The sequence below is a fragment of the Spirillospora sp. CA-142024 genome, from assembly GCF_050942325.1.
In the GTDB taxonomy this organism is placed as follows: Bacteria; Actinomycetota; Actinomycetes; order Streptosporangiales; family Streptosporangiaceae; genus Spirillospora.
This window is the reverse complement of the sequence record NZ_CP192077.1, coordinates 4152185-4177552: the sequence shown is the minus strand read 5'-3', so window position 1 is coordinate 4177552 and position 25368 is coordinate 4152185. Positions and strand designations below refer to the sequence as shown.

14 protein-coding genes are annotated in these 25368 nt (G+C 72.5%); 2 read left to right on the top strand and 12 right to left on the bottom strand.

Annotated elements, in window-relative coordinates:
* Positions 1–60: 60 nt before the first annotated feature.
* Genes ACQPZP_RS20095 through ACQPZP_RS20075 form a run of 5 tightly spaced genes read right to left on the bottom strand, consistent with a single transcriptional unit; the run spans position 61 to position 4832 of the window.
* Complete coding sequence (locus ACQPZP_RS20095; RefSeq protein WP_433479126.1) at positions 61–1374, bottom strand: ABC transporter substrate-binding protein; 1314 nt, start codon at positions 1372–1374, stop codon at positions 61–63.
* Positions 1292–2470 carry a branched-chain amino acid ABC transporter permease gene (locus tag ACQPZP_RS20090; protein ID WP_433479125.1) on the bottom strand — a complete coding sequence of 393 codons (1179 nt, stop codon included), beginning with the start codon at positions 2468–2470 and terminating at the stop codon, positions 1292–1294. The genes ACQPZP_RS20095 and ACQPZP_RS20090 overlap by 83 nt, the downstream gene beginning before the upstream one ends.
* Positions 2471–2474: 4 nt before the next feature.
* Positions 2475–3353: a branched-chain amino acid ABC transporter permease gene (locus ACQPZP_RS20085; RefSeq protein WP_433479124.1), complete on the bottom strand. Its 879-nt coding sequence runs from the start codon at positions 3351–3353 to the stop codon at positions 2475–2477.
* Entirely contained in the window at positions 3353–4075 is a 723-nt protein-coding gene (locus tag ACQPZP_RS20080; RefSeq protein WP_433479123.1) for an ABC transporter ATP-binding protein, read from the bottom strand. The genes ACQPZP_RS20085 and ACQPZP_RS20080 overlap by 1 nt, the downstream gene beginning before the upstream one ends.
* Positions 4053–4832 carry an ABC transporter ATP-binding protein gene (locus ACQPZP_RS20075; protein WP_433479122.1) on the bottom strand — a complete coding sequence of 260 codons (780 nt, stop codon included), beginning with the start codon at positions 4830–4832 and terminating at the stop codon, positions 4053–4055. The genes ACQPZP_RS20080 and ACQPZP_RS20075 overlap by 23 nt, the downstream gene beginning before the upstream one ends.
* A gap of 237 nt (positions 4833–5069) precedes the next feature.
* Here ACQPZP_RS20075 and ACQPZP_RS20070 point away from each other — a divergent pair, with 237 nt between their 5' ends.
* Positions 5070–5678 carry a TetR/AcrR family transcriptional regulator gene (locus ACQPZP_RS20070; RefSeq protein WP_433469338.1) on the top strand — a complete coding sequence of 203 codons (609 nt, stop codon included), beginning with the start codon at positions 5070–5072 and terminating at the stop codon, positions 5676–5678.
* 28 nt (positions 5679–5706) lie between these two features.
* On the opposite strand, the gene ACQPZP_RS20065 is transcribed toward ACQPZP_RS20070, so the two are convergent.
* The 3 genes from ACQPZP_RS20065 to ACQPZP_RS20055 form a co-directional block, all read right to left on the bottom strand.
* Positions 5707–7353, bottom strand: coding sequence for a long-chain fatty acid--CoA ligase (locus ACQPZP_RS20065; protein WP_433479121.1), 1647 nt, complete (start codon positions 7351–7353; stop codon positions 5707–5709).
* Positions 7354–7483: 130 nt separating this feature from the next.
* Positions 7484–7936 (bottom strand): MaoC family dehydratase, encoded by a 453-nt coding sequence (locus ACQPZP_RS20060; RefSeq protein ID WP_433479120.1) that lies wholly within the window; start codon positions 7934–7936, stop codon positions 7484–7486.
* Between the two features lie 358 nt (positions 7937–8294).
* Positions 8295–9326 (bottom strand): phosphotransferase family protein, encoded by a 1032-nt coding sequence (locus ACQPZP_RS20055; protein ID WP_433479119.1) that lies wholly within the window; start codon positions 9324–9326, stop codon positions 8295–8297.
* A gap of 409 nt (positions 9327–9735) precedes the next feature.
* Between ACQPZP_RS20055 and ACQPZP_RS20050 the strand changes: the two genes are divergently transcribed.
* Positions 9736–10596, top strand: a complete 861-nt coding sequence (locus ACQPZP_RS20050; protein ID WP_433479118.1) for an alpha/beta hydrolase family esterase — start codon at positions 9736–9738, stop codon at positions 10594–10596.
* A 6-nt stretch (positions 10597–10602) separates the two neighbouring features.
* Here the strand turns inward: ACQPZP_RS20050 and ACQPZP_RS20045 are convergent, their stop codons facing one another.
* From ACQPZP_RS20045 to ACQPZP_RS20030, 4 genes are all read right to left on the bottom strand, one after another.
* Entirely contained in the window at positions 10603–10800 is a 198-nt protein-coding gene (locus tag ACQPZP_RS20045) for an MbtH family protein (protein WP_433479643.1), read from the bottom strand.
* A gap of 17 nt (positions 10801–10817) precedes the next feature.
* On the bottom strand, positions 10818–12086 hold the full coding sequence (locus ACQPZP_RS20040; RefSeq protein ID WP_433479117.1) for a lysine N(6)-hydroxylase/L-ornithine N(5)-oxygenase family protein: 1269 nt from the start codon (positions 12084–12086) through the stop codon (positions 10818–10820).
* A 14-nt stretch (positions 12087–12100) separates the two neighbouring features.
* A complete protein-coding gene (locus tag ACQPZP_RS20035; RefSeq protein ID WP_433479116.1) occupies positions 12101–13117 on the bottom strand; it encodes an iron-siderophore ABC transporter substrate-binding protein in 1017 nt (338 codons plus the stop codon).
* A gap of 103 nt (positions 13118–13220) precedes the next feature.
* A complete protein-coding gene (locus tag ACQPZP_RS20030; RefSeq protein WP_433479115.1) occupies positions 13221–25301 on the bottom strand; it encodes an amino acid adenylation domain-containing protein in 12081 nt (4026 codons plus the stop codon).
* Between the last annotated feature and the right edge of the window lie 67 nt (positions 25302–25368).

Genomic DNA, 25368 nt, shown 5'->3' with positions numbered 1-25368 from the left:
ACGGGGCCCGGGGGCCGCCGTCCCGCGCCCGGGGGCTGCGCGGGACGGCGGCGAGCTCGGTCAGCCCGCGGCCGGGACGCCGTTGGCCGGCGCCTGCGGCTGCGAGCCCGTGTACGGCTGGATCGGGCCGTCACCGTCGTCGGTGGTCATCGGCTGCCCCTGCGGCACGACGTTCTCGCCCTTGATGGTGCCGATCACCGCACCGGTGTAGCCGGCGTGCGACCCCGCGCTGTAGGCGAACGGGACGACGCCCGGCCCGGTGAAGTGCGACTTCTCCAGTGCCTCCACGATGCCCTTGCGGGTCGGGTTCTTGCCGGCCGCCTGGAGCGCCTGCACGAAGGTGTAGGCCACCGACATCCCGTAGACGATGTTGCCGTTGAACGGCAGCTTCGGGAGGTACTGGTCGTGGACCTTCTTGAACAGCGCCGTCCAGCTGTTGGAGGTGTCGCCCGGTGCGGACAGGTAGCCGTCGGTGACCATGCCCTGGATGAGCGGGCTGCCCTTCACCTCGCTGCCGCCCTTCTTGGCGAAGCTCTCCAGCAGCCCGGTGAGGGTGATCGGGTCGGACCCGACGTTGCTGACGGCGAACGTCGGCTTGTAGTTCAGCTTCAGCGCGGCGAGCCGGAACAGCGCCGTGTAGGTGGGGATGCTGAACAGCACGACGACGTCCGCCTTGGACTGGGCGATCGCCTGGGCCTGCGCGCCGATGTCGGTGTTGCCCGGCTGGTAGGACTGCCGGGACACGACCTGGTCCTTCGGGATGTACTTGTCGAGGCCCTTCACCCCGTCCTGGCCGAAGTCGTCGTTCTGGTAGAAGTAGGCGACCTTCTTTCCGGCGTAGGTCTTCTTGATGTAGTCGCCGAGGATCTTGCCCTCGCGGATGTAGTCGACCTGCCAGCCGAACGTCTGCGGGTGCTTCTTCGGCTCGTCCCAGCAGCCGCAGCCGGACGCGACGAACAGGTCCGGGACGCGCTGGGCGTTCAGGTAGTCGACCACCTTGGAGTGGGTGGGCGTGCCCAGCCCGTTGAACATCGCGAAGACCTTGTCCTGGAGGACGAGCTTCTGCGTCACGCTGACGGTCTGGGTCGGGTTGTAGGCGTCGTCCACGTACTTGTAGACGATCTTGCGTCCGTGCACGCCGCCGTTGGCGTTGACGTAGTCGAAGAACGCCTTGGACGCCGCGGAGTTGGCGCTGTAGCCGGGCGCGGCCGGCCCGGTCAGCGGCTGGTGGCTGCCGATCGTGACGGTGGTCGCGGTGACGCCGGGCGCGGAACCTCCGCCGTCCCCGCCGTCACCGCCGCAGCCGCTCGCCGCGACCGCCAGCGTCGCCGCGGTCATCAGGGCGAGCGCCCGCCTTGTCTGAGGTCGCTTCATCTGCTCCTCCTGGGTGCGTTGTGGTAGGCCCCGATGGTGATGCGCCCGGTCCGGGGACCGGGTCGCGTCTGTTGCGTGCGCGGCGCCGGACGGCGCCGCCGATGTCGCGCAGTCCTCCTTGGAGGCCGCGCGGGAAGGCCAGCGTCACCACGATGAGGACGAGGCCGTAGATGGCGAGGGGCAGATTCGACGCGATGTTGTGCGAGAAGCCGGACGAGGAGGACAGGTCGGACGCCCACGTCGGCACGTACACCAGGATCAGCGCACCCCAGACGGCGCCGGACAGGCTGCCGAGGCCGCCGATGATGATCGCGGCGATGAGCTGGAGGGACAGCGTGAGCGGGAACGCGCCCGGGGCGGCGAGCGTGGCGACCACGGCGAGCAGCCCGCCGGCGAGGCCGGCGCAGGCCGCCGAGACGACCGTCGCGGCGATCCGCAGCCGGGCCACGCGGACCCCGTTGAGCGCGGCGGCGATCTCGTCGTCGCGGCTTGCGCGCAGCGTCCGGCCGAACCGGCCGCGGGTGAGGTTGGCGAGCAGGAACAGGGTGACGACGGCGCCCAGGCAGGAGATCCACGCCTGCCAGCGCTCCAGCGGGAACGTCTCACCGAGCCCCGCTGGCGGGACCGGCGGGACGACCGTCAGCCCGTTCTGCCCGCCGAGCTCGTCGGTGAGCGGCTTGTAGTTGGCGAGGCCGGGCAGCCCGACGGCGAAGGCGAGGGTGGCGCCGGCCAGATAGGGGCCGTGCAGCCGGGCGGCGACCGCGCCGACCACCACTCCGGCGACGGCGGTGACGCCGGCCGCCGCCGCGAGGACCGCCGCGAGCGGCCAGCCCCAGTGCCCGATGACCAGCGCGGCGGTGTAGGCGCCCACCGCCATGAAGGCGCCGTGCCCGAGGGAGATCTGCCCGCCGAGCCCGGTCAGCACCGTCAGGCCGGCGACCGCGCAGGTGAGGTAGGCGGCCTGCGCGATCTGCAGGTCGCGGTAGGGGCCGACGGCCGTGGTCAGGAAGTAGAGCGCGACGATCGCCGCGAGGGCGCCCGCCGTGTGGCGGGTCAGGGTCGATCGGCGCAGGACGTTCAGCGCAGCGGTGCTCACCGTGTCACACCCTCCGTCCGGTGCTCGCCGCGAACAGGCCGTTCGGTCTGATCATCAGGACGGTGATGAGCGCGGCGAGCGCGCCGAAGGTGACCAGGTCCGAGCTGACGTACCCGGACACGTAGCTGAGCGCGCAGCCGAGCAGCAGCCCGCCGACGACGGCGCCCACCGGGCTGTCCAGCCCGCCGATCACCGCGGCCGTGAATCCGAAGACGAGCATCGAGTCGAACTGGGCGGGCCCGACGAACACCGACGGGGCGATCAGCACTCCGGCGAGCGACCCGACGAGAGCGGCCAGCGCCCACCCCAGCGTCAGCATGCGGCCGACCCGGACGCCCTGCAGCCGGGCGATCTCCGGCGCGAACGCCGACGCCCGCAGCCGCAGCCCGAGGTCGGTGCGGACGAACAGCAGCGTCAGCAGCACCATCACCGCGGCGACCGCGCCGATGACGAACAGGTCGAACGGCGAAAGCAGCAGCCGTGTCCCGCCGACCGACAGGCCCTCGATGGTGAAGGCGGGCGGATAGGAGTGCGGCGTGTCGCCCCAGATCATGCCCGCGCCCGACTGCAGCAGGACGAACAGCCCGAGCGTGACGATGACCGCGTTGAGCGGCGGCTTGTTCTCCACCGGGCGGACCACGACCCGCTCCACGACGGCGCCGAGCACCAGCCCGGAGGCGAGCGCGACGCCGAGCGCGAGCCAGTAGGAGCCGCCGTTGTCGATGACGCTCCAGGCGAGGAACGTCGTGAACATCAGCATCCCGCCCTGCGCGAAGTTCACGATGCGGGTGGAGCGCCAGATCAGCACCAGTGCGAGCGCGACCGCCGCGAACACCACGCCGGAGGTGATGCCGGCGAGCGTGAGATTGATGAAACGGACCATCAGAACCCCAGGTATGCGTGGCGGAGGCGGTCGTCGGCGGCGATGGTCGCGGCGGCCTCGGCCGCCACCACCGCGCCGAGGTCCAGGACGATCGCGCGGTCGGCGACGGACAGCGCGCTGCGGGCGTTCTGCTCGACGAGCAGGACCGTGCGGCCGTCCTCGTCGCACAGGCGCCGCAGCACGGCCATGAGCTGGGCGACCACGCGCGGCGCGAGGCCGAGGGACGGCTCGTCCACCAGCAGGAGCCGCGGCCCGCCGGTGAGCGCCCGGGCCAGCGCGAGCATCTGCCGCTCGCCGCCCGACAGCGTGGCGGCGGTGCGGGCGCGGCGCTCCGCGAGCGGCGGGAACAGCTCGTACATGTCGGCGACCTGCCGGTTGAGGGCCGCCCGGTCGCGCCGCCACAGCCCGCCCAGCCGAAGGTTGTCCTCGACGGTGAGCTCGGTGATGACGCCGCCGCTCTGCGGGACGTGCGCGACGCCGAGCCGGACGATGTCCTCGACCGGCAGCCGGGTGAGGTCGCGGCCGTCCAGCTCGACGCGTCCGGCACGCGGCCTCAGCAACCCGGAGACGGTCCGCAGCAAGGTGGTCTTCCCCGCACCGTTCGCACCGAGCACCGCGGTCACCGAGCCCTCGTCCACCGACAGGTCCACGCCGCCGAGCGCGCGGGCGGCGCCGTAATGGACGGTGAGGTCCTTCACCTCAAGCACCGGCGACCTCCTCACCGAGGTAGGCGTCCAGGACGGCCGGGTCGTCGCGGACCTCGTCGGGCGTCCCGGTGGCGATGACCTTGCCGAAGTCCAGCACGACCACCTGGTCGCAGACGTTCATCACGAGGTCCATGTGGTGCTCGACGAGGACGACGGCAGGCCCGCCGCGCAGGCCGCGGATCAGTTCGGCCAGCTCGTCCATCTCGGCGGAGGACAGGCCGGCGGCCGGCTCGTCCAGCAGGAGCAGCTCGGGCTCGGCGACGAGCGCGCGGGCCAGCGCGACCCGCTTCTGCACGCCGTAGGGCAGCTGCCCGGGCAGCCGCCCGGCCTCGTCCGCCACGCCGAGCTCCGCGAGCCGCGTCATGGCCCGCTCCCGCAGGGCCGCCTCGTCCCGGTCGGCGCGCGGCAGCGCGAACAGGCCGGACCAGAACCCGGTCTTCGCGTGCGGGTCGGCGCCGACCATCACGTTCTCCAGCACGGTCAGCCCCGGGAAGAGCCCGAGCCCCTGCAGCGTGCGGGAGATGCCGAGCCTGGTCAGGTCGTGCGGCCGATGCCGGCCGAGCACCCGGCCCCGCCAGCGCACCTCGCCCGACCTCGGCCGGACGAACCCGCACACCACGTTGAAGAGCGTCGTCTTGCCGGCGCCGTTCGGCCCGATCACACCCGTGACCCGGCCCTGCGGCGCCGTGAGAGACACACCGTCCAATGCGACGAGCCCGGCGAAGCGGACCGTCACATCTCGAAGTTCAAGTAGGGAAGAGGAGCCGGGCATGTCGCCTCACCTCGCCGCCGAATCATCGCGAATCCCCCGAGGCCAGAATGCACATACCGACTGGTCGGTTCCATGAAGATAGAATCACTGGGCGGCTCCGGTCAACAGCCAAATCGCAGGTCCCGATACCTAGCGCGCCGAATCACCCTCGGCCCGGTAGGCTGATCGGCGATCTGCGGGCGGCCGCGCCGGGGCGGCACGAGACCCGGGGGGCATTCCCCGGCTGGAGGTGGAGTGATGACGCAGGCGCCCGCGGGCCGGGTATCCGGCAACCTGCCGCTGCCGGACCGGCTGCTGGCCGTGGCGACCCGGATGTTCGCCGAGAAGGGCTTCGAGAGCACCTCGGTCCAGGAGATCGTGAACGCCGCCGGCGTCACCAAAGGGGCCATGTACCACTACTTCGGCTCCAAGGACGATCTCCTCTACGAGATCTACCACCGGCTCCTCGGCCTGCAGATGTCACGCCTGGAGCAGATCGCCGACGGCCCCGGAACCGCCGAGGAGCGCCTCCGCGCGGCGGCGGTCGACGTCCTCAACACCTCGTTCCTCTACCTGGACGACTTCACCGTCTTCTTCCGCTCGACGCACCTGCTCCCCCGCGACCGCCGCGAGGCCGTCCGCGCCGAACGGCGCCGCTACCACGAGCGCTTCCGCGCCCTGGTCGAGGAGGGCCAGCGCGAGGGCACGTTCCGCGGCGCGACCCCGGCCGACATCGCCGTCCACTTCTTCTTCGGCACCGTCCACCAGATCGGCACCTGGTACCGCCCCGGCGGCCGCCTGAAGACGGCCGCCATCAGCGAACACTACGTGGACCTCTTCCTCAACGGCCTGTCCTCCCAGGGGTAGCGTTCCCTCACAAGGCGGCCGGCGCCGGTCAGCGTTCCACGCGCTCGACCTTGAGTGCCTCTTCTTTGTGGCGGGCGCGGAGGGGCTTCTTGTCGATCTTGCCGACGGTGGTCTTCGGGATCTCGTCCATGAACGTCCAGTACTCGGGGACCTGCCAGCGGGCGACCTTGTCCGCGAGGAAGGACGCGAGCTCTCCGGGCGTGGCCGCGGCGTCCGGGCGCAGGACGACGCAGGCGAGGGGGCGCTCGTCCCAGCGGGCGTCGGGGATGCCGATGACGGCGGCCTCCGCCACCGCCGGGTGCGCCATCAGGTGGTTCTCCAGTTCGACCGAGGAGATCCACTCGCCGCCCGACTTGATGACGTCCTTCGCCCGGTCGGTGATCTGGTAGAAGCCGCGGTCGTCGACGGTGCCGATGTCCCCGGTGCGCAGCCAGCCGTCGTCGAACTTCTGCGGCGCCGGGTCGCGGTGGTAGGCGCCGGTGATCCACGGCCCGCGGACCTCGATCTCGCCGACGGCCTCGCCGTCCCAGGGCAGCTCGGCGCCGGAGTCGTCCACGATGCGCATCTCCACCCCGGCGGCGACGCGTCCCGACTTCAGCCGCCAGTACATGTCCTCGTCCGTCCCGGGCTCGACGCCGGGCGGCGGGAACGCCATGCCGCCGAGCGGGCTGGTCTCGGTCATCCCCCAGCCCTGGATGATGCGCAGGCCGTACCGCTGCTCGAACCGCTCCAGCAGGACGCGGGGCGCGGCGGCGCCGCCGGAGGTGCCGGCCCGCAGGGACGACAGGTCGATCTCCTGCTGCTCTCCGAGGGTGAGGATGCCGTTCCAGATGGTCGGGACGGCGGACGCGAGCGTGCTGCGCTCCTCCGCGATGAACGCCGTGAGGTGCTCCGGCTGCATGAACGGGCCGGGCATGTGCAGCGTCGCCCCGGACAGGAACGCCCCGTACGGCAGGCCCCAGGCGTTGACGTGGAACATCGGGACGATCGTCAGGACACGGTCGGCTTCGGTGATGCCCACCAGCGACGCCGACTGCACGGCCATGGCGTGCAGGAACGTGGAGCGGTGCGAGTACACGACGCCCTTGGGGTCGCCGGTGGTGCCGCTGGTGTAACACATGGACGCGGCGGAGCGCTCGTCCACGTCCGGCCACGCGTAGCCGGGCTCCTCGGCTGCGAGGAGCTCGTGGTAGCGCAGGACGGGCGCGCCGTTGCCGTTGCTCTCCAGCGGTGAGGCGTCACCGTCGCCGACGACCACGAACGCCTCGACTGCCGGGAGTTCGTGGACGACCCGCGCCAGCAGCGGGACGAGGCTGTCGTCCACGATGACGACCTGGTCGTCGGCGTGGTTGATGATGTGCGAGAGCTGCTCGGGGAACAGCCGGATGTTCAGCGTGTGCAGCACCGCGCCCATGGCGGGCACCGCGAAGTAGGCCTCCAGGTGCTCCTGGTTGTTCCAGCAGAAGGTCGCCACCCGGTCGCCCTCCCGGACGCCGAGCCCGGCCAGGGCGGACGCGAGCCGCTCGGCGTTCCGGGCGATCTCCGCGAAGGTGGCCCGCCGGGGCGTGCCGCCGCCCGTCCACGTGACGCACTCGCTGCGGCCGTAGATGCGCGCCCCATGCCGCAGGATCGCGGCGACGGACAACGGAAAGTCCTGCATCGTGCTGAGGATCATGGCAATTCTCCGAGAAGACCCGTGACGCCGTAAGAAGTACCGGCCCGCACGATTCTTCACACATACCGACCGGTCGGTTCACCATATTTTCAGCCCGGCCGTTCGTCAACGCTCCGGCAGGCCGCCGCGGTCAGTCGACCAGGACGGAAAGGATTTCGGCGACGCAGACCGGCTTGTCTCCGTCCGCGCGCTCGATCGTCACGCGGACGGTGGCGCGGGCGCCGGCGGGGCCGCGTTCCAGCGACAGCAGCTCCGCGCCCGCGCGGACCCTGGATCCGACCGGCACGGGCGCGGGGAAGCGCACCTTGTTCGCGCCGTAGTTCACGCCCATCCGCAGCCCGTCGACGCGGTAGATCTGCGCGGCGAGCATGGGGATCAGCGACAAGGTGAGGTAGCCGTGCGCGATCGTCCCGCCGAAGGGCCCCTGCGCGGCCCGCTCCGCGTCGACGTGGATCCACTGGTGGTCGCCGGTCGCGTCCGCGAACAGGTTCACCTGCTCCTGCGTGATCGTGTGCCACTCACTGTGGCCGAGGTGGGTTCCGACGGCCTTCTCGTAGTCGTCCACGCCGTTGAACGTCCTCATCCGGGTGACCTCCGTGCGCTGGGCGCCCGCGCGGCGGACGCGCGTCCTTCCGGGAACGCCACGATGACAACATACCGACCGGTTGGTATGCAATGGGGGGTACGGAGCCCGGGCCGGAGAGGCCGGCGGGCTGGACGGTTCCGCGGCGTCCGCCCCGGCGCCGCGGAACCGTCCAGCCCGCCGGCAGATCACCGGCATGCGGCTGACGCGCGGGCTCCCCTCCTGCACGCCCGCCGGCAGGTCCGCGATCCGGCTCTCACCATGCACAGCGCCTACAGGGCGTGAAGTGTCACTCGCCCGGCCGGCACCATGGTCTACCTGGGAGGATGTGATGGAGCGGTCCGGGGCGGACCAGTTCCTAGACCCGCCCGTCGAGGGCGGCGAGGCCCGAGCGCAGCAGGGGCTCGACGGCGTCGCCCACCGTCTCGAACCCCTCCCCCACGGTCTGTCCGTGGATGTACCGGTAGTGGATCCCCTCGGAGATGACGGCGAGCTTGAAGCACGCCAGCCCCACGTAGAAGCCGATCGCGGACACGTCCCGTCCGCTCCGGCGGGCATAGCGGGCGAGGACGTCGTCCGGCGCGGGGAAGCCGGGCGCGCTCGACGCGTCGGCCGTTCCCGGTACGGGGGTCTGGCGCCGCATGTAGACGAGCAGCAACGCCAGGTCGGTCAGGGGGTCGCCGAGCGTCGCCATCTCCCAGTCGAGGACGGCGGCGATCCGGTCTCCGGAGTCGACGAGCAGGTTGTCGAGCCGGTAGTCGCCGTGCACGATCGCGGGCGTGGCCCCCGCCGGGACGTTCGCCTCCAGCAGCGCGTGCAGCTCGGTGGCGGCCGGGAGGTCACGGCTGCGGGACGCGTCGAGCTGCCTCTTCCAGCGCCGCACCTGCCGGGCGAGGAACCCCTCCGGGCGTCCGAAGTCCGCGAGGCCGACCTGCTCCGGGTCGACGCGGTGCAGCTCGACCAGAGTGTCGATCATGCGCTCGGCGATCCGCCCGACGCGCTCCGCGCCGAGGGGCTCCAGCTCCGCCGCGCTCCGGTACGGGACGCCCTCGACCATCTCCATCACGTAGAACGGCGCGCCGATGACGTCCGGGTCCTCACAGAGGGCGTAGGTCGCGGGAACGGGCACGCCGGTCCCGGCCAGCGCCGTCAGCACCCGGTACTCGCGCGCCATGTCGTGGGCGGTGGCGAGCACATGGCCGAGCGGCGGACGCCGGACGATCCAGGAGCTCCGCCCGTCGGTGACCTCGTAGGTGAGGTTGGACCGCCCGCCCTCGATGACCCGCGCACGCAGCGGCCCGGCGGCGGCGCCCGGGCGGGCGCGGGCGAAGAAGCCGCGGAAGCGGTCCAGCGCGAGCCCGGGGACATCGCCGTCGTCGAACACCCGCAATGTGTCTCCTCAACGATCCAAGCCCTTGTACCGTCCGGTCGGTATGGCGCAGGATGCCGGGGCGGACCTGCGCGCGACTGCGCCCGGCCGGGTCCCCGGCGCGCGCCGCCGCCAGGCGGGTATCCGCATGTAGATGAGACCATACCGACTGGTCGGTTTTCAATGGTGAAAGTCGTCGCCATTTCGATCGGTGGACCGGCTTCGCCCCTCGGCGATCACGAACCCGCACTTCGCCGCCGGGCCCCGCCCTCGGCGAGGCGGGGCGCCCCGGAAGAGCCTGGCGGGGTGGGCGCGGGGAGGCCGGTCCGGCCCTGGTTCGCGGCGGCTGCGCGTCCGGTGCCAAAAGACGCCGATCTTTTGTGCGTGCGGGTGCGTAGCCCGGCGTGCCCCGAGCGCGTTGGATCACGCTATGAAGATCGCCGCGCGGGCGGCGGTGATCGCGGCGTTGCTCGCGGCGCTCATCGCCCACCCCCTGCCCGCCGGGGCGTCCGAGGACGCCCCAGGAACGACCGAGCACACGATCGCCATGGGCGGCTGGGACCGCCCCTACCTGCTGCACGTACCACCGGGCAGGCTCCGTGAACCGCTGCCCCTGATCGTGGCGCTGCACGGCGGCCTGAACGACGCCGACTACGTCCGCAAGCAGAGCGGGCTCGACGAGGTCGCCGACCGCGGAGGGTACGCCGTCGCATACCCGGACGGTTTCCTCGGCACGTGGAACGCGGGGGCCTGCTGCTCGTTCGCCCGCTGGGCGGGGATCGACGACGTCGGGTTCCTCGACAAACTGATCGACACGCTCGCGGAGCAGGGCGTCGCCGACCCGCGCCGGGTGTTCATGACCGGCTTCTCCAACGGCGGCGGCATGGCCTACCGCTACGCGTGCGAGCGGTCCGGGCGGCTCGCCGGGATCGCCGTGGTGTCGGGCGCGCTCGCCATCGGCTGCACGCCGGAGAAGCCGGTGTCGGTGCTGGCGTTCCACGGAACGCTGGACCCGTCCGTCCCCTACACGGGCGGCGGGAACATGGACGCGGACGTCCATTTCCCGTTCATCGCCGTCCAGATCGTGATGGAGTTCTGGCGCTGGGTCGACAAGCTGCCCGCGCTGTCGTGGCCGGTGCCGGGCGGTCCGGACGGGTGTGTCGGGACGGGCCCCGGCCCGCTCGCCGTCGCATTGTGCACGAAGCAGGGCGGCGGGCACGAATGGCCCGACTACGCGAGCGGGCTGATGGCCCGCTTCTTCGCGGCCCGGCCGTCCCTGCCGAAGACGTGACCCGGGTCAGGCGGGCAGGCTGCGCGGGCGGATGTCCTTCCAGTTGGCCGTGACGTAGCCGATGCAGTCCGACCGTGACTCCGGGCCGAAGACCGTCGTCCAGCCGGCGGGCACGTCGGCGAACGCCGGCCACAGCGAGTGCTGGCCTTCGGCGTTGACGAGGACGCGGAACGTGCCGTCGGGGTCGTCGAACGGGTTGGTCATCATGCCTCCCTCTCTCTTCAGGCGACCGGGGTGACGCGGGCGGACCGCAGGGCCATGGACCGGACGATCTCGCCGGTGCGGACGGCGGTCATGGACAGCAGCGACGAGGCGATCCCATGGCTGTGCTCGGTGGCGCCCTGCAGGTAGACGCCCCATTCGCGGCCGGGCTCGGTGGCGATGCGGTAGTCGCGTTCCACGACGGGACGTCCGCCGGGGCCGGTGCGGCAGTGCGCGCCCGCCTCGCCGAGCAGGTCGAACGGGTCGCGTTCGCGGTAGCCGGTGGCGTAGACGACGGCGTCGGCGTCGAGGTCCGCGACCTCGCCGGTGGGCAGGAACGCGATCCTCGCCCGCACGCCGTCCGCGTCGTCCCGGACGCCGAGGACGCGGGAGGCGTTGAGGATGCGCAGCCGTTCGGCGCCCGCGACCTTCTCGGCGTAGGCGCGCCGGTACAGCTCGTCGATGAGGTCGAGGTCCACCACCGAGTAGTTGGTGTTGCGCGAATACTCGAACAGCATCTGCTTCACGTCGCCTGGCGCCGCGTAGTAGTGGTCGACGGCCTCCGGGTCGAAGATGCGGTTGGCGAACGAACTGTCGTCGGCCGGCGAGTACCCGTACCGGGCGAAGACCGCGCACACCTCGGCGCCGGTGAACGTCCGGTGCAGGTGTTCGACGGCCTCGGCGGCGCTCTGGCCGGCGCCGACCACGATGATCCGCCGCGGGTCCCAGTCCTTCCGCTCGCCCAGCCGGGTGAGGAGGTCCTCGGTGTGCCAGATCCGCTCCCCCGGCCTGATGCCCTCGGGCAGGACGGGTTCGAGCCCGGCGCCGATGACGACGTTGCGGGCGAGGTGCGTCTCCAGCTCGTCGTCGCGGCGGACGACGACTTCGAGCGTCTCGTCGTCGTGCGGGCGGAGCGCGACGACCTCCGTCCCGTAGCGGACGCGGCCGGCGAACGCGGCGGCCGCCCATTCGAGGTAGTCGTGGAACTCCAGCCGGGTCGGGAACATCGTCTTGTGGTTGACGAAGTCGACCAGCCGGCCCTTGGCGTGCAGGTAGGCGAGGAACGAGTACGGGCTGGCGGGGTTGCGCAGCGACACCAGGTCCTTGAGGAAGTGGACCTGCATCGTGGCACCGTCGATCAGCATGCCCCGGTGCCAGCCGAACCCCGGCTGCTTCTCGAAGAACACCGCGTCCGCGCCGGGGCCGTGCTCTTCTTCGAGCGCGACGGCGAGCGCCAGGTTGGACGGGCCGAATCCGATTCCGGCCACGTCGTGGACGGGTGTGTGCATGCGCTCCTCCGGCATCAGGCGGGCTTGGCCGCGGTCGCGGCCTTGGCGATCTTCGGGACGACCTGGTCGACGACGTAGGGGATGGCGAGCGGGGTGGGGGTGCGCAGCGGCCAGAAGGACCTCAGGTCGAGCGGCACGTAGGAGCCGCGCTTCACGACGTCCAGACCGGCGAACAGCTTGTTGCCCTCGATCTTCTTCTGCGTGGCGGGGTCGTCGTTGTAGTGGCTGAGCAGGACGTCCACGTCCAGGACGGAGACCTTCTCCATGCTGATCTCGGCGGCGAACCCGTCGCCGGGCAGCCTGCTCAGCGAGTCGGGCAGCTTCATGCCGAACTGCTGGAGCAGCTTGACGCTCGTGTCGTCCCCGGACTTCATCACGCCGATGTTCCCGTTCGGGAAGACGCTGGTGAACGCGAACTCCTTGCCGTTCAGCTCCGGATGCTCCGTCTTGACCTGGGCGATCTTCGCCTCGGTGCCGGCGACGAGCTTCTCGCCGTCCTCGGGACGGCCGATCGCGGCGGCGGTCTGCTGGGTGATCTGCTGCCAGGTGTCCTCGGCGGGCCCGGTCTGGTAGGCGACGGTCGGCGCGAGCTTGGAGAGCTTGTCGTACTCCTTGTCGATGGTGAAGTCGCCGCCGGCGAGGACGAGGTCGGGCCGCAGCGCGGCGATCTCCTCCAGGTTGAAACCGGCCTCGCCGGCCTTGAGGAGCTTGGGCTTCGCGCCGGTCAGCTTGGGCGCGCTCCACGGGGCGAGGCCGTCGGCCTGGACGCCCGTCAGCTCCGCCATGCCGACGGGCGTGACGCCGAGGGCGAGCAGCGCGTCCTGGTCGACCTCGCCGAGCGCGACGATCCGCTTCGGCGCGGACTCGATCTTCGTGGTGCCGAGCTTGTGGGTGACCGTGACCGGGAACGTCCCGGCGTTCGTGCCGCCGGAGCCTCCGCCGGCGGGCTCGTCGCCGCCGCACGCGGCGGCCGTGCCGAGGCTCAGGACGAGCGCTGCGGTGACGGCGAGGAGCCGCATCGTGGTGCGCATAGCGGACCTTCCACTTTCAGGGGCGGGGGTTCCCGGGCTGTTGATCAAGAATATTAGGTTAGCCTCACCTAACTTCGCAATGGGTGTCCGGGTATGAGCCGCCTCACTCCAGCCGGGCGAGCAGACCGGCCACGGTCGGCGCGGTCATCAGGGTCGCGATCTTCAGGTCCGCGCATCCGGGTTCCCGCCGGATCCGCCGGACGAGCTTCATGGCGAGCAGCGAATGGCCGCCGAGGTCGAAGAAGTCGTCGTCCGGGCCGACCTCGGGGACGCCCAGCTCGTCGGCGAAGATCCTGCACAGCGCCGCCTCCCGGTCGTCCGCCGCGTCGTCCTCCGGGCGCGCGGCCGGGGCGGTCGCCTCCGCGGTCACCGCCCGGGCGGTCAGCACGGCGGGCAGCGCGCCGACCTTCATGCCGGGATCGTCCGCGACGGCCGTGAGCAGCGCGGTCAGGCCGTCCGCCAGCGCGGCGGCGGTGCCGCGGTCGAAGAGGTCGGCGGAGTAGTCGACGATCAGCCGGAGGCCGTCCGGGCCCTCACGGAAGATGAAGTCCAGGTCGAACTTCGCCGCGCCCGGCCCGAACAGGGCCTCGCGCTGCTCCAGGCCGGGGAACCGCACATCGCCGACGCCCTGGTTCTCGTACCCGACCATCACCTGGAACAGCGGGTTGCGCCCGGGGACGCGGCGCGGCCGCAGCGCCTCGACGACCGCCTCGAACGGCAGGTCCTGGTTGGCGAGTCCGCTCAGGGCCGCCTCGCGGACACGGGCGAGCACCTCCGCGAACGTGGGATCGCCGGACAGGTCGGCGCGCAGGACGAGCGTGTTCACGAAGAACCCGACGAGGTCGCGGGCGGCCTCTTCGGTGCGCCCGGCGACGGGGCTGCCGAGCGGGACGTCGTCGCCCGCGCCCGTCCGGTGCAGGAGCGCGGCGACGGCGGCCTGGCACACCATGAACATGCTGGCGTTCGCGTCGCGCGCGGCCCGGCCGAGCCGCCGGGACAGGCCGGGCGGGAGGTCCACGGTGAGCGTCCCGCCGCGCTGGCCGACGGTGCCGGGACGCGGCCGGTCCACGGGCAGCGGGATCTCCTCGGGCAGGTCGGCGAGCGCGCCCGTCCAGTGGGCGAGCTGCCGGGCGTGGACGCTGCCGGGGTCGAGCGGGTCGCCGAGCAGTTCCCGCTGCCAGAGCGCATGGTCGGCGTACTGGACGGGCGGCGGCTCCCAGGCCGGCGCGGCACCGTCCAGCCGGGCCGTGTACGCCTCGGCGACGTCGCGGGCGAACGGACCGAACGACCATTCGTCGAACGCGATGTGGTGGAAGACAGCGAGCAGCAGATGTTCGTCCTCGCCCTCGGGGAACACGGCGACCCGCAGCGGGATGTCCTTCGCGAGGTCGAACGGCCTGGCGATGACGTCCTCGGGCGCGCAGGTCGCCACTTCGAGGACGGGCCTCGCGTCGTCCGGATCGATGATCCGCTGGTAGGGGGCGCCGTCGTGTTCGGCGAAGACCGTCCGGAGGCTCTCGTGCCGGGCGGTCACGTCTGCGATCGCCGCTTCGAGGGCGGCGAGGTCGAGGCGGCCCCGGAGCCGGACGGCGAGCGGCAGGTGGTATCCGTCGCGCGGCCCGTCGTCCTCGCGGAGCAGCTGGTCGAGCATCCACAGCCGCCGCTGCGCGGACGACAGCGGGACGCGCCCGGGCCGTTCCCTCGGCTCCAGGACGGGCCGGGGTTCCGCTCCGGCGCCGCGGTGCAGGCGGCCGGCCAGTTCCGCGACGGTCGGCGCCTCGAACAGGTCGCGGATGGCCAGCTCCGTGCCGAGCACCGCGCGCGCCCTGCCGACGAGCCGCGTCGCGAGCAGCGAGTGCCCGCCGAGATCGAAGAAGTCGTCGTCGATGCCGGCGCCGGGCGCGTCGAGCACCTCGGCGAACAGCGTGCACAGCAGGCGTTCGACGGGTGTGCGGGGCGGACGTCCCGTCCGGCGCGGCCCGTCCCGCCCGGGGTCGGGGAGCGCGCGCCGGTCGAGCTTGCCGTTGACCGTGAGCGGCAGCGCGTCCAGCGTCATGATCGCGCTCGGGACCATGTAGCCGGGAAGGCGCGTCTTGAGACTCTCCCGCACCCGCGCGGCCAGCACCCCGTGGTCGCGGGCCGCGACCGGATTGTTCGCATACGAGGCGGGCGCGCGCCCCGGCTCGGCCGGGAGGAAGGCCGCTCCCCCGCCGAACACGGCGTCATAGCATCCGGTCTCTGCGGACGGGGTGAGCACGACGCCCGGGAACAGCGAGTAGAACGTCTCCGGCTCGATCCCCTCGGGCGAGGAGAACAGGGCCTCCCGCGCCTCGTCCGCCGACGCCCCGTCGCGCAGCATCCGCAGTGCGGCGACCTCGCCCGACAACCGCGGGTCGGGGATTCCCCGCACCCGCAGGACGCCTCCGGACCCGGCCGGCGACGCGCCGCGCATTTCCTCCGGCGACGCGCCGTCGCGCAGCGCACGCAGTGCGGGCAACACGGCATGCGCCTCATCCGCCGTCGCGCCGATGGCCTGCTTCTGGCCGGTTCCGGGACGCGATATGAAGTCGTCCAACCTGTCCCAGTCCACGACAGGTGCGACCGGGGCGGGTGGGGCGTCCTTGTGGAGGACGACGTCGTAGCGGTGGCGGGTCAGTTCGTTGTGGTGGGTGCCGCGCCTTGTCAGGACGTCCACGCAGCCGGGGCCGTCGAGGGCGGCGAAGAAGGCGGGGTCCAGGAGGAGTTCCTTCTCCATCCGGACGGCGCGGTCGACGGCCTCCAGGTCACCGCCGCCACGGCCGAGCCGGATGGCCGCGTGCAGGCAGCGGACCGTGCGCAGGTCGCGGACGTCCCCGATGAACAGGGCGCCACCCGGCGCGAGCAGCCGCATCGCCTTGCCGATCACGTCCTGGAGATAGGCGGCGCCCGGGAAGTACTGGACCACCGAGTTGATCACGATCGTGTCGAAATGGTTCTCGGGCAGCCCGCCGATGTCGTGCGCGGGCCGGCAGCTCAGCCGGACGGCCGAGTCCGCACCGAGATCAGCGCGAAGTTTCGCTATGACCGGTTCGGAGAAGTCGGTTCCCCAGTACTCCTCGCTCTCGGGGGCGAGGCGGGTGAGGAGGAGGCCCGCGCCGACGCCTATTTCCAGGACCCGGCCGGGATCGAGCTCGCGGATGCGCTCGACCGTCGTCTCGCGCCACTCGCGCATGTCGTCGAGCGGGATGGGGGTGCCGTCGTAGCTGCTGTCCCAGCCGGCGAACTCCTCGTTGTGGACGACCGTGCCGACCTCGGTGTACTCGGCGTCGTAGATCTGCCGCCATTCGGCGAGTTGCTCGTCGGCGGCGCCCTCGCGGGAGCCGTCCGGGACGACGTAGCCGACGAGGCGCCTCACGCCGGGGACGTCCGTCTCGGCGGCCACCACCGCGGCCTGCCCGACGCCGGGCTCGGCGGCGAGCGCGGTCTCGATCTCCTCAAGTTCGACCCGGTAGCCGCGGATCTTGACCTGGTCGTCGGTGCGGCCGAGGAAGTCGATGTTGCCGTCGTCGCGGACGCGCACGAGGTCGCCCGTCCGGTACATGCGCCCCCCGGAGAACGGGTCGGCGACGAAGCGCTCCGCGGTCAGGTCGGCGCGGCCGAGGTAGCCGCGCGCCAGGCCGGCGCCCGCGATGTAGAGCTCGCCCGGCGCGCCGGGCGGGACGGGACGCAGCCACGCGTCGAGGACGTGGCCGCGGGTGTTCCAGATCGGCCTGCCGACGGTCGGGGTCGCGCTGTCCTCCGTGCCGCCGCCCAGCGTGTTGATCGTGTACTCGGTCGGTCCGTAGAGGTTGTAGCCGAGGACGCCGTCGGCCTGAGCGAGCCGGTCCCACACCGACGCCGGGACGGCCTCCCCGCCGAGGAGGACGAGCGGCGGACGGTGCTCGCCGTCCAGGAGGCCCTCGTCCAGCAGCTGCTGGGCGTAGGTGGGCGTCACGTTGATGACGTCGATGCGGTGCTGCCGCAGGTAGGCGGTCAGCGCTTCGGCGTCGCGGCGCAGGTCCTCGTCGCAGACGTGCACCTCGTGGCCCTCGATGAGCCAGAGGAGTTCCTCCCACGACATGTCGAAGGAGAACGAGACGGTGTGCGCGATGCGCAGGCGGCGCCCCGCCGACGCGACCACCGGGTCGAAGATGTTGGCGCGGTGGTTGAACTGCATGTTGGTGAGGCCCCGGTAGGGCGTCACGACGCCCTTGGGACGTCCCGTCGAGCCGGACGTGTAGATGACGTAGGCGGGATGGTCGAGCCGGCCGGGGGTGCCCGGGGAGAAGCCGGGCAGTTCGTCCGGTTCCAGGTCGGCGCCGGGCTGCGCGGCGAGGGCCGTGGCAGTTTCCGGGTCGTCCAGCGCGAGGATCGTGCCGGAGCAGGTGAGGCCGGCCGCGATGTCGCGGTGCGAGACCAGGCAGGTCGGCGCCGCGTCCTGGAGCATGTAGTCGAGGCGGTCGGCCGGGTAGTCGAGTTCCAGCGGCAGGTAGGCGGCGCCCGTGCGGAGGACGGCGAACAGCGCGACCACCATCTGCGCCGAGCGGGGCAGCGCCAGCGCGACGACCTTCTCGGGGCCCGCGCCGTTCGCTAGCAGGAGCCGCGCGAGCCGGTTGACCTCGGCGTTCAGTTCCCCGTAGGTGAGCCGGACGTCCGGGAGCGAGACGAGCGCGAGGTCTTCCGGCTGTTCCGCGGCGCGTTCGGCGAGCAGTTCGGCGACCGTCAGCTCGGGGACGGGATGCCACGCCTCGTCCCAGTCGCGCCGGCGCCGGTCGTGCTCGTCCGGGACGAGCAGGTCGACGCGGTGGCAGGGGCTCCCCGGGTTCTCCGTGAGCTGCCGGAGGACCTGGACGTACCGGTCGGTGATGCGTTCCGCTTCGGCCTCGGTGAACGCGTCGCCCCGGTACATGACACGCAGAGAGGTGCCCGGCTCGACGACCATCGTGATCGGATAGTGGGTGGCGTCGCGGACCTCGCGGCCGGTCACGCGCAGGGCGCCGTCCGGGCCGAACCCGCGGCCGGTCGGCATTCCGGGGAAGTTCTGGAAGACGAACAGCGTGTCGAAGAGCGTGCCGAGACCGGTGGCGCGCTGGACGTCGGCGAGCGCGACGAAGGAGTGGTCGAACAGCTCCGACTGGGCTGCCTGGACACGGTCGAGCACGGTGGTGAGGGCGTCCGCCGGTCCCGCCTGCACCCGCACCGGGACCGTGTTGAACAGCAGGCCGACCACGGATTCGACGCCGTCCACGTCGGGGTGGCGCCCGGAGACGGAGGCGCCGAAGACGACGTCGTCCCGTCCGGTCAGGCCCATCAGGACCATGCCCCATGCGGTCTCGAAGAGCGTGCCGGGCGTGACGCCCTGCTCCCGGGCAACCTCGTCGAGGCGCTCGGCGAGATCGGCCGGCAGCGCCCGGTGCACTTCGCCGGTGCCGGTGAGGTCGGCCGGCTTGTCGACCAGGCCCGGACGCACGAGGGCGGGTTCGTCGAAGCCGTCGAGGGCGCGGCGCCAGGCGTCCACGGCGGCCGCCCGGTCGCGGCCGTTCACCCAGTCCAGGAAGGCGCGGAAGGGCGGGACGGGACGGGCGGCCTCGGCGGCGGCGTCGGTGTAGGAGTCGAGGAGCGAGGTGACGAGGAGCCCGCCCGACCAGCCGTCGAGCAGGATCAGCTCGGAGGTGAGGATCAGCCTGTGGTCGTCCTCGGCCAGGCCGGCGAGGGCGAACCGGATCAGCGGCGGTTCGGCCGGGTCGAACGGTTCCGCGCGCTGGGCGTCGACGAACGCTTCGAGTTCGTCCGCGGACACGTCGGCGTGCGTCCAGGGGACGTCGAAGTCGTCCGGGACGAACTGGACCGCGCGGTCGCCGTCCGTCCGGAACCCGGCGCGCAGGTTGGGGAACTTCTCCAGCGTGGCGCGCACCGCGTCCGCCATCCGCCCGGGATCGACCGGCCCGGACAACGTCACCACGGCCTGCTGCACGTAGATGTCGCGGCCTTCGCCGGCCAGCATCAGGTGGAAGAGCAGGCCCTCCTGGAGCGGCGAGAGCGGAAGCTCACCGGCGGGGTCCGATGCTCGGGCGCGCTCCCTCTCTTCGGGGGGTGCGGCCGCGCAGGCGAGGGCTTCGACGGTCCGCAGCCGGAAGACGTCCCTGACGGTGAACGACAGTCCGGCGCGGCGGGCGCGCGCGACCAGGAGCGCCGCGCTGATGCTGTCCCCGCCGGTGCGGAAGAAGTCGTCGTCGGCTCCCACGGCGTCGCGGCCGAGGACGTTGGCGGCGAGCCGGGCGAGGACGCGTTCCGCCTCCGTGGACGGGGCTCGTCCGGCGGCCGGGCGCCCCGGCTCGGGCAGTGCGCGCCGGTCGACCTTGCCGTTCGGGTTGAGGGGCAGCTCATCCAGGACGACCAGCTCGGACGGGACGAGGTAGCCGGGCAGCAGCGCGCGCAGCGACTCGTGCAGCGCCTCGGTGTCGACGTCGCCCACGAGGTAGCCGACGAGGCGCGATCCGTGGGCGGCGACGGCCGCCCGCCGGACGCCGGGCCGCGCCGCGAGCACCGCCTCGATCTCGCCCGGCTCGATCCGGAAGCCGTGGATCTTGATCTGCTCGTCGGCGCGGCCGAGGAAGTCCAGCCCGCCGTCCGGGCGGCGCCGGACGCGGTCCCCGGTCCGGTAGAGGCGGGAGCCGGGCGGGCCGAACGGGTTCGCGACGAACCGCTCGGCGGTCCGCGCCGGGTCGCCGAGATATCCGCGCGCCAGCCCGTCGCCCGCGAGGTACAGCTCGCCGACGGGCACCTCGCGGAGCGCTCCGTCGAGGACGTGGGCGCGGGTGTTGGCGATGGGCCGCAGTCCCCCGGCTTCGGCGATGAGGCTGTCGCCCGCGGCCTCGGAGCACCCGTAGAGATTGACGAGCCGGGCCGGGACCTGCCCGGCGAGCGCCGGCGGCAGCGCCTCCCCGCTGCTGATCCAGGTGGTGACGGACGGGGGGAGCCCGTTCTCCACCAGCGCGGAGAGCAGGCTCGGGACGAGTGTGACGAGTCCGGCGCCGTGCCGTTCGATGAGGTCGGCGAGCGCGACGGCGTCGGTGGCGGTCGCGTCGTCGGCGATGACGACCGTGTCGCCGGCGACGAGACCGCCGAGCAGCTCGGTCGTGCCGTCGATGAACGCGGGCGAGCTCTTGGCGACGCGGACGCCGGGCGCGGCGAGGCCGGCGCCCCACGCGAGCCGGTTGGCGAGAGCGCGCTGGGTGCCGGCCACGGCCTTGGGCGTCCCGGTCGAGCCGGACGTGAAGATGACGTAGGAGGTGTGGTCCGGGTGGACGTCCGGCCGTTCGCGGGGCGGCGCTGCCGACGGCGGCTCGTCCCGTCCGAGGACGAGCAGCGGCCGGGCGGTGTCAAGCATCGTCCGGACGCGGGCGGGCGGATACGCCAGGTCGATGGGAAGGTAGGCGGCGCCCGTCTTGAGCACGGCGAGCAGCGCGACGGCGAACTCGTCCGAGCGCGGAAGGGTGAGCGCGACGACCTGTTCGGGGCCTGCGCCGGCGGCGGCGAGCCGGTCGGCGAGACCCTCGGCGCGGCGGTCGAGGTCGGCGTAGGTCAGGACGGTGTCGCCGAACACGAGCGCGGTCTTGTCCGGGGTTCGCGCCACCTGCTCCTCGATGAGGGCGGCGACCGTCCGGACGGGGAACTCCCGGGCGGTGTCCGGGTGCTCGACGGGCGCCCCGAGTGACGACAGGCGCCGGCCCGGGTCTTCGGTGACCTGCGCGAGGAGTCCGCTCAGGTCGTCCAGCATCCGCTCGACGGTCGCGGCGTCGAAGAGGTCGGCGGCGAACGCGGCGAACCCCTCGACCTCGCCGTCCCCTTCCGCGAAATAGAGGTCGAGGTCGAACTTCACCCCGCCGGTCTCCGGGAGGAACGGCTCGGCGTGCGCGCCCGGGAGGGCGAGGCGCACGTCGTCCAGCCGCTGGTGGACGATCATCACCTGGAACAGCGGGCTGCGGGCGAGCGACCGTTCGGGCGCGAGCCGGTCCACGACCCGCTCGAACGGGACGTCGGCGTGGGAGAACGCGGCGAGGTCGGCGGCGCGGACCCGTTCGAGCAGCTCGGCGAACGTGGGGTCGCCGGACAGGTCGGTGCGCAGGACGAGCGGGTTGACGAAGACGCCGACGAGGTCGGCGAGGTCCTCGTCGGCTCGTCCAGCGATGGGCGAGCCGAGCGCGATGTCGTCGCCCGCCCCGGTCCGCTGGAGCAGCGCCGCGACGGCGGCGTGCAGGACCATGAACACGCTGGTGCCGGTCTCGCGGGCCAGGCGCCGCGCCCCGGCGACCGGCAGCCGGAACGGGACGAGCCCGCCCCGGTGGCTCGCCTCCGCCGGCCGCGGCCGGTCGAAGGGGAGAACGGTCTCCTCGGGCAGCCCGGCGAGGGTCTCCTCCCAGAAGCCGAGCTGTGGCGTCGTGTCGGGTGCTGCCTCGCGCTGCCAGGCCGCGTAGTCGGCGTACTGGACGGGCAGCGGCTCCCAGCCGGGTTCGCGTCCGGCGCGGCGGGCGTCATAGGCGTGGGCGAGGTCGGCGAGCAGGGGCGTGAACGACCATTCGTCGGCGGCGGCATGGTGCAGCAGGATGATCAGTGACCACTTGTCCCCGGCCGTCCGGACGAGGGTGCCGCGGACGGGCAGGTCCCGGCCGACGTCGAAGACGTGCGCGGCGGCGTCCCGCTCGATCGCCGCGCGCCGCGCCGGGGTCTCGTCCGGGGCGTCGACGAGGGTGAGGTGGAACGGGACGTCCGGGCCCATGACGCGCTGGACGGGCAGACCGTCCGGCCCCTCGACGAGGAGCGTGCGCAGCGCCTCGTGCCGGGCGACGACGTCTCCGAACGCCCGGTCGAGCGCGTTCGCGTCCACGGGGCCGTGCAGGCGCAGGCCGAGCGGCAGCGCGTAGGACGCGGACGGGCCGCGGAGGCGTTCCTCCAGCCAGAGCCCGCGCTGCGCGGCCGACGCGGGCACGGTCTCGGGCCGCTCGACGTCGCGGACGCGCACGGTGTCGGTCCCGACCAGCCTGGGCGCGAGCGCGGCGACGGTCGGCGCCTCGAACACGTCGGCGATGGACAGCGAGCCCCCGAGAACCGCCCTGGCCTTGGCCGCGACGCGCGTCGCCAGCAGCGAGTGCCCGCCGAGCGCGAAGAAGTCGTCGTCGATGCCGATGCCCTCGACCCCGAGAAGGTCGGCGAAGATCGCACAGAGGGCGGTCTCGCGGGCGTCGCGTGGTGCCCGCCCGGAGACCTCGGCCTCGGGCACGGGCAGGGCGGCGCGGTCGAGCTTGCCGTTGACCGTCCGGGGCAGCGCGTCGAGGGCGATGAGCGCGGTCGGAACCATGTACTCCGGCAACGCCTTGGCGAGCGCGCCGCGCAGGCCGGCCTCGTCCAGCTCCCGTGCGGGGACGTAGTAGCCGACCAGCCTGGCGTCCCCAGGACGGTCTTCCCGGACGACGACCGCGGCCTGCGCGACGCCCGGCTGCAGGGCGAGCACCGCCTGCGCCTCGGCCGGCTCGATCCGGAACCCTCGGATCTTCACCTGGTCGTCGGTGCGGCCGAGGTACTCGATGGACCCGTCGCGCGTCCGCCGCGCCAGGTCGCCCGTCCGGTACATGCGGGATCCGGGCGGACCGTACGGGTCGGCGACGAACCGCTCCGCGGTGAGGTCGGGCCGTCCGACGTAGCCGCGGGCGAGCTGCGCGCCCGCCAGGTACAGCTCGCCCGGCACGCCCGCCGGGACGGGCCGGAGCCTCGCGTCCAGGACGTGTGCACGGGTGTTCCAGAACGGGCCGCCGATACCGGACGCGGGCAGGTCCGCCGAGGTCGCCCAGATCGTCACCTCGGTAGGCCCGTACATGTTGGTCGCGAGGGACGCCGCGCCGGCCAGCGATTCCGCGAGCGCGGCGGGCAGCGCCTCACCGCCGACCAGGACCCGCAGGCCCGTGAACGCGGCGGGGTCGAGCGTGCCGAGCAGCGAGGGGGTGCCCTGGACGATCGTGGCGTCCTCCAGCAGCGCGGCGAGCGCGGCCGGGTCGCGGACGGTGTCGCGGCCGGCGAGGACGACCGTCGCGCCGCTGATCAGCGGCGCGAACAGCTCCAGCGCGGCGATGTCGAACGCGATCGTCGTGACCGCGACGAGCCTGTCGCCGGGGATGAGTCTCAGCCGGGCCTTCGTCGTGATCAAGAAGTTCGCCAGCGCCTGGTGCGGGATCGCGACGCCCTTGGGGCGGCCGGTCGAGCCGGACGTGTAGATGACGTACGCGAGGTCGTCCGGCCGCGGGTCCGTCGCCTGCGCGGCGCCGGCGTCGCCGATGGGGCCTTCGAGAACGAGGAGGGCCGTGTCGTCCGGCAGCAGACGCGCCGTCTCGGCGGTGACGATCGCGCAGAGCGGGGCCGCGTCGTCCAGCATGTACGCGAGCCGGTCGGCGGGGTGGTCGAGGTCGAGCGGCAGGTACGCGGCGCCCGACTTCAGAATGCCGAGCAGGGCCACGACCAGGTCGGGCGTGCGCGGCAACGCGACCGCGACGACGGTCTCGGCGCCGGCCCCGCGCACGCAGAGCTCCGCCGCGAGCGCGGTGGACCGTTCGTCCAGCGCGGCGTAGGTGAGGGTCTGGTCCCCGGCCTCGATCGCGGTCTCGTCCGGAGTGCGGGCCACCTGCTCCTCGAACAGCGTGATGACGTTCGCTTCCGGGAGGGCACGTCCGGTGGCGTTGGCCCTCTGTATCAGGGCGCGCTCATCCGCGTCCATGATCTCAAGCGTGCCGATCGGGCGGTCGGGATCGGCGAGCGCGTCCCCGAGCAGCGTCTCCAGATGGCCGAGCAGCGCGTCGATGCGCGCGTCGTCGAACAACTCCCGGCGGAACGTCGCCTCGACCGTCATTCCGTGCGGCCGGACGAACGCCTCCAGCGACAGGTCGAAGTGCGTCGTCCCGTTGTGGATATGCGTCCAGCTCGACGTGACGCCGGGAAGGTCCAGCTCGCCGATCTCCTGGGCGAGGAAGAGGAGCATCGTGTCGAAGAACGCCGACCGTCCGCGTCCTCTCGCCGGGCGAAGCTCCTGCACGAGGCGGTCGTACGGGAGCGCCTGATGCGCGAAACCTTCGGTGACCGTGCGGCCGACCCGATGCAAGGCCTCACGGAACGTCGGCGTGCCGGACAGGTCGGTGCGCAGCACGAGCGTGTTTCCGAAGTTGCCGACGAGCCGCTCGACCTCGGTGTGCTCGCGGTTCATCACCGAGGACCCGATCGCGATGTCGTCCGCTCCGGCATAGCGGTGCAGGAGGACGGCGTAGCCGGCCATCATCACCATGTACGGGGTGAGGTTCTCCTCGGCGGCGAGCTTCCGCATCCCCTCCGTCACGAAGTCGTCGAAGCGGCGCGCCCGCCGTCCGCCGCGCTCGGACACGACGGCGCCGCGCGGCCGGTCGGCGGGAAGGTCGGGCGGCGCGGGCGGCGGGTCGAGACGCTTCCGCCAGTAGGCGAGGTCGTCCTCGGAGAGGGGGCGCTTCTGCTCCCATTCGGCGTAGTCGGCGTACTGGACCTCCAGCCGCGGAAGTCCGTCCGGCTTTCCGGTGACGGCGGCACGGTAGAGGGCCGAGAGGTCGCGCGACAGCGAACCCCAGGTCATGCCGTCCCACGCGATGTGATGCACGACGAGGACGAGCGCGTGCTCGTTCTCGCCGAGCCGGAGCAGCTCAAGCCGGATGGGCCGCTCGTTGCGGAGATCGAACGGCACCGCCGCCAGCTCCGCCGCCCGTGCTTCAGCGTCCTCGCAGTCGGCCGGCGTGAGGTCGAGCGAGTCGTCCGCACCGACGATCTGCACGGCCGCGCCGCCGGCGGGCCCTTCCGTGCGACTGTCCGCATAGGTCGTCCGAAGGATGGCGTGGCGGCGTATCAGCCCCCGCAGCGCGTCCCCCAAGGCCCCCGCATCGAGCATTCCGGACATCCGGACGAGCAGGCAGACGTTGTAGGCGGGGCTGTCCGGGAAGGCGCGATGGTGCAACCACATGCTCTGCTGCGCGTAGGACAGGGGCGCCGGCCCGTCCGATCCGCGGGGGGTGAGCCGGGCGGTGTCCGAGCCGAGCCCGGCCTCCGCCATCATCCGCCGCATCAGTTCGCGTCGCCGTGCCGTCGTCGTCTGCTCCTGCACGCTCAACTCTTTCGTTGTCGGCTTCGCCACCGCGGGTTAGGTTAGCCTTGCCTGAGAAAATCATGCA

Coding starts and splice junctions, on each gene's coding strand:
- ACQPZP_RS20095 (WP_433479126.1), bottom strand. CDS start 1,374: ATGAAGCGACCTCAGACAAGGCGGGCGCTCGCCCTGATGACCGCGGCG.
- ACQPZP_RS20085 (WP_433479124.1), bottom strand. CDS start 3,353: ATGGTCCGTTTCATCAATCTCACGCTCGCCGGCATCACCTCCGGCGTG.
- ACQPZP_RS20075 (WP_433479122.1), bottom strand. CDS start 4,832: ATGCCCGGCTCCTCTTCCCTACTTGAACTTCGAGATGTGACGGTCCGC.
- ACQPZP_RS20070 (WP_433469338.1), top strand. CDS start 5,070: ATGACGCAGGCGCCCGCGGGCCGGGTATCCGGCAACCTGCCGCTGCCG.
- ACQPZP_RS20065 (WP_433479121.1), bottom strand. CDS start 7,353: ATGATCCTCAGCACGATGCAGGACTTTCCGTTGTCCGTCGCCGCGATC.
- ACQPZP_RS20060 (WP_433479120.1), bottom strand. CDS start 7,936: ATGAGGACGTTCAACGGCGTGGACGACTACGAGAAGGCCGTCGGAACC.
- ACQPZP_RS20050 (WP_433479118.1), top strand. CDS start 9,736: ATGAAGATCGCCGCGCGGGCGGCGGTGATCGCGGCGTTGCTCGCGGCG.
- ACQPZP_RS20045 (WP_433479643.1), bottom strand. CDS start 10,800: ATGACCAACCCGTTCGACGACCCCGACGGCACGTTCCGCGTCCTCGTC.
- ACQPZP_RS20040 (WP_433479117.1), bottom strand. CDS start 12,086: ATGCACACACCCGTCCACGACGTGGCCGGAATCGGATTCGGCCCGTCC.
- ACQPZP_RS20035 (WP_433479116.1), bottom strand. CDS start 13,117: ATGCGCACCACGATGCGGCTCCTCGCCGTCACCGCAGCGCTCGTCCTG.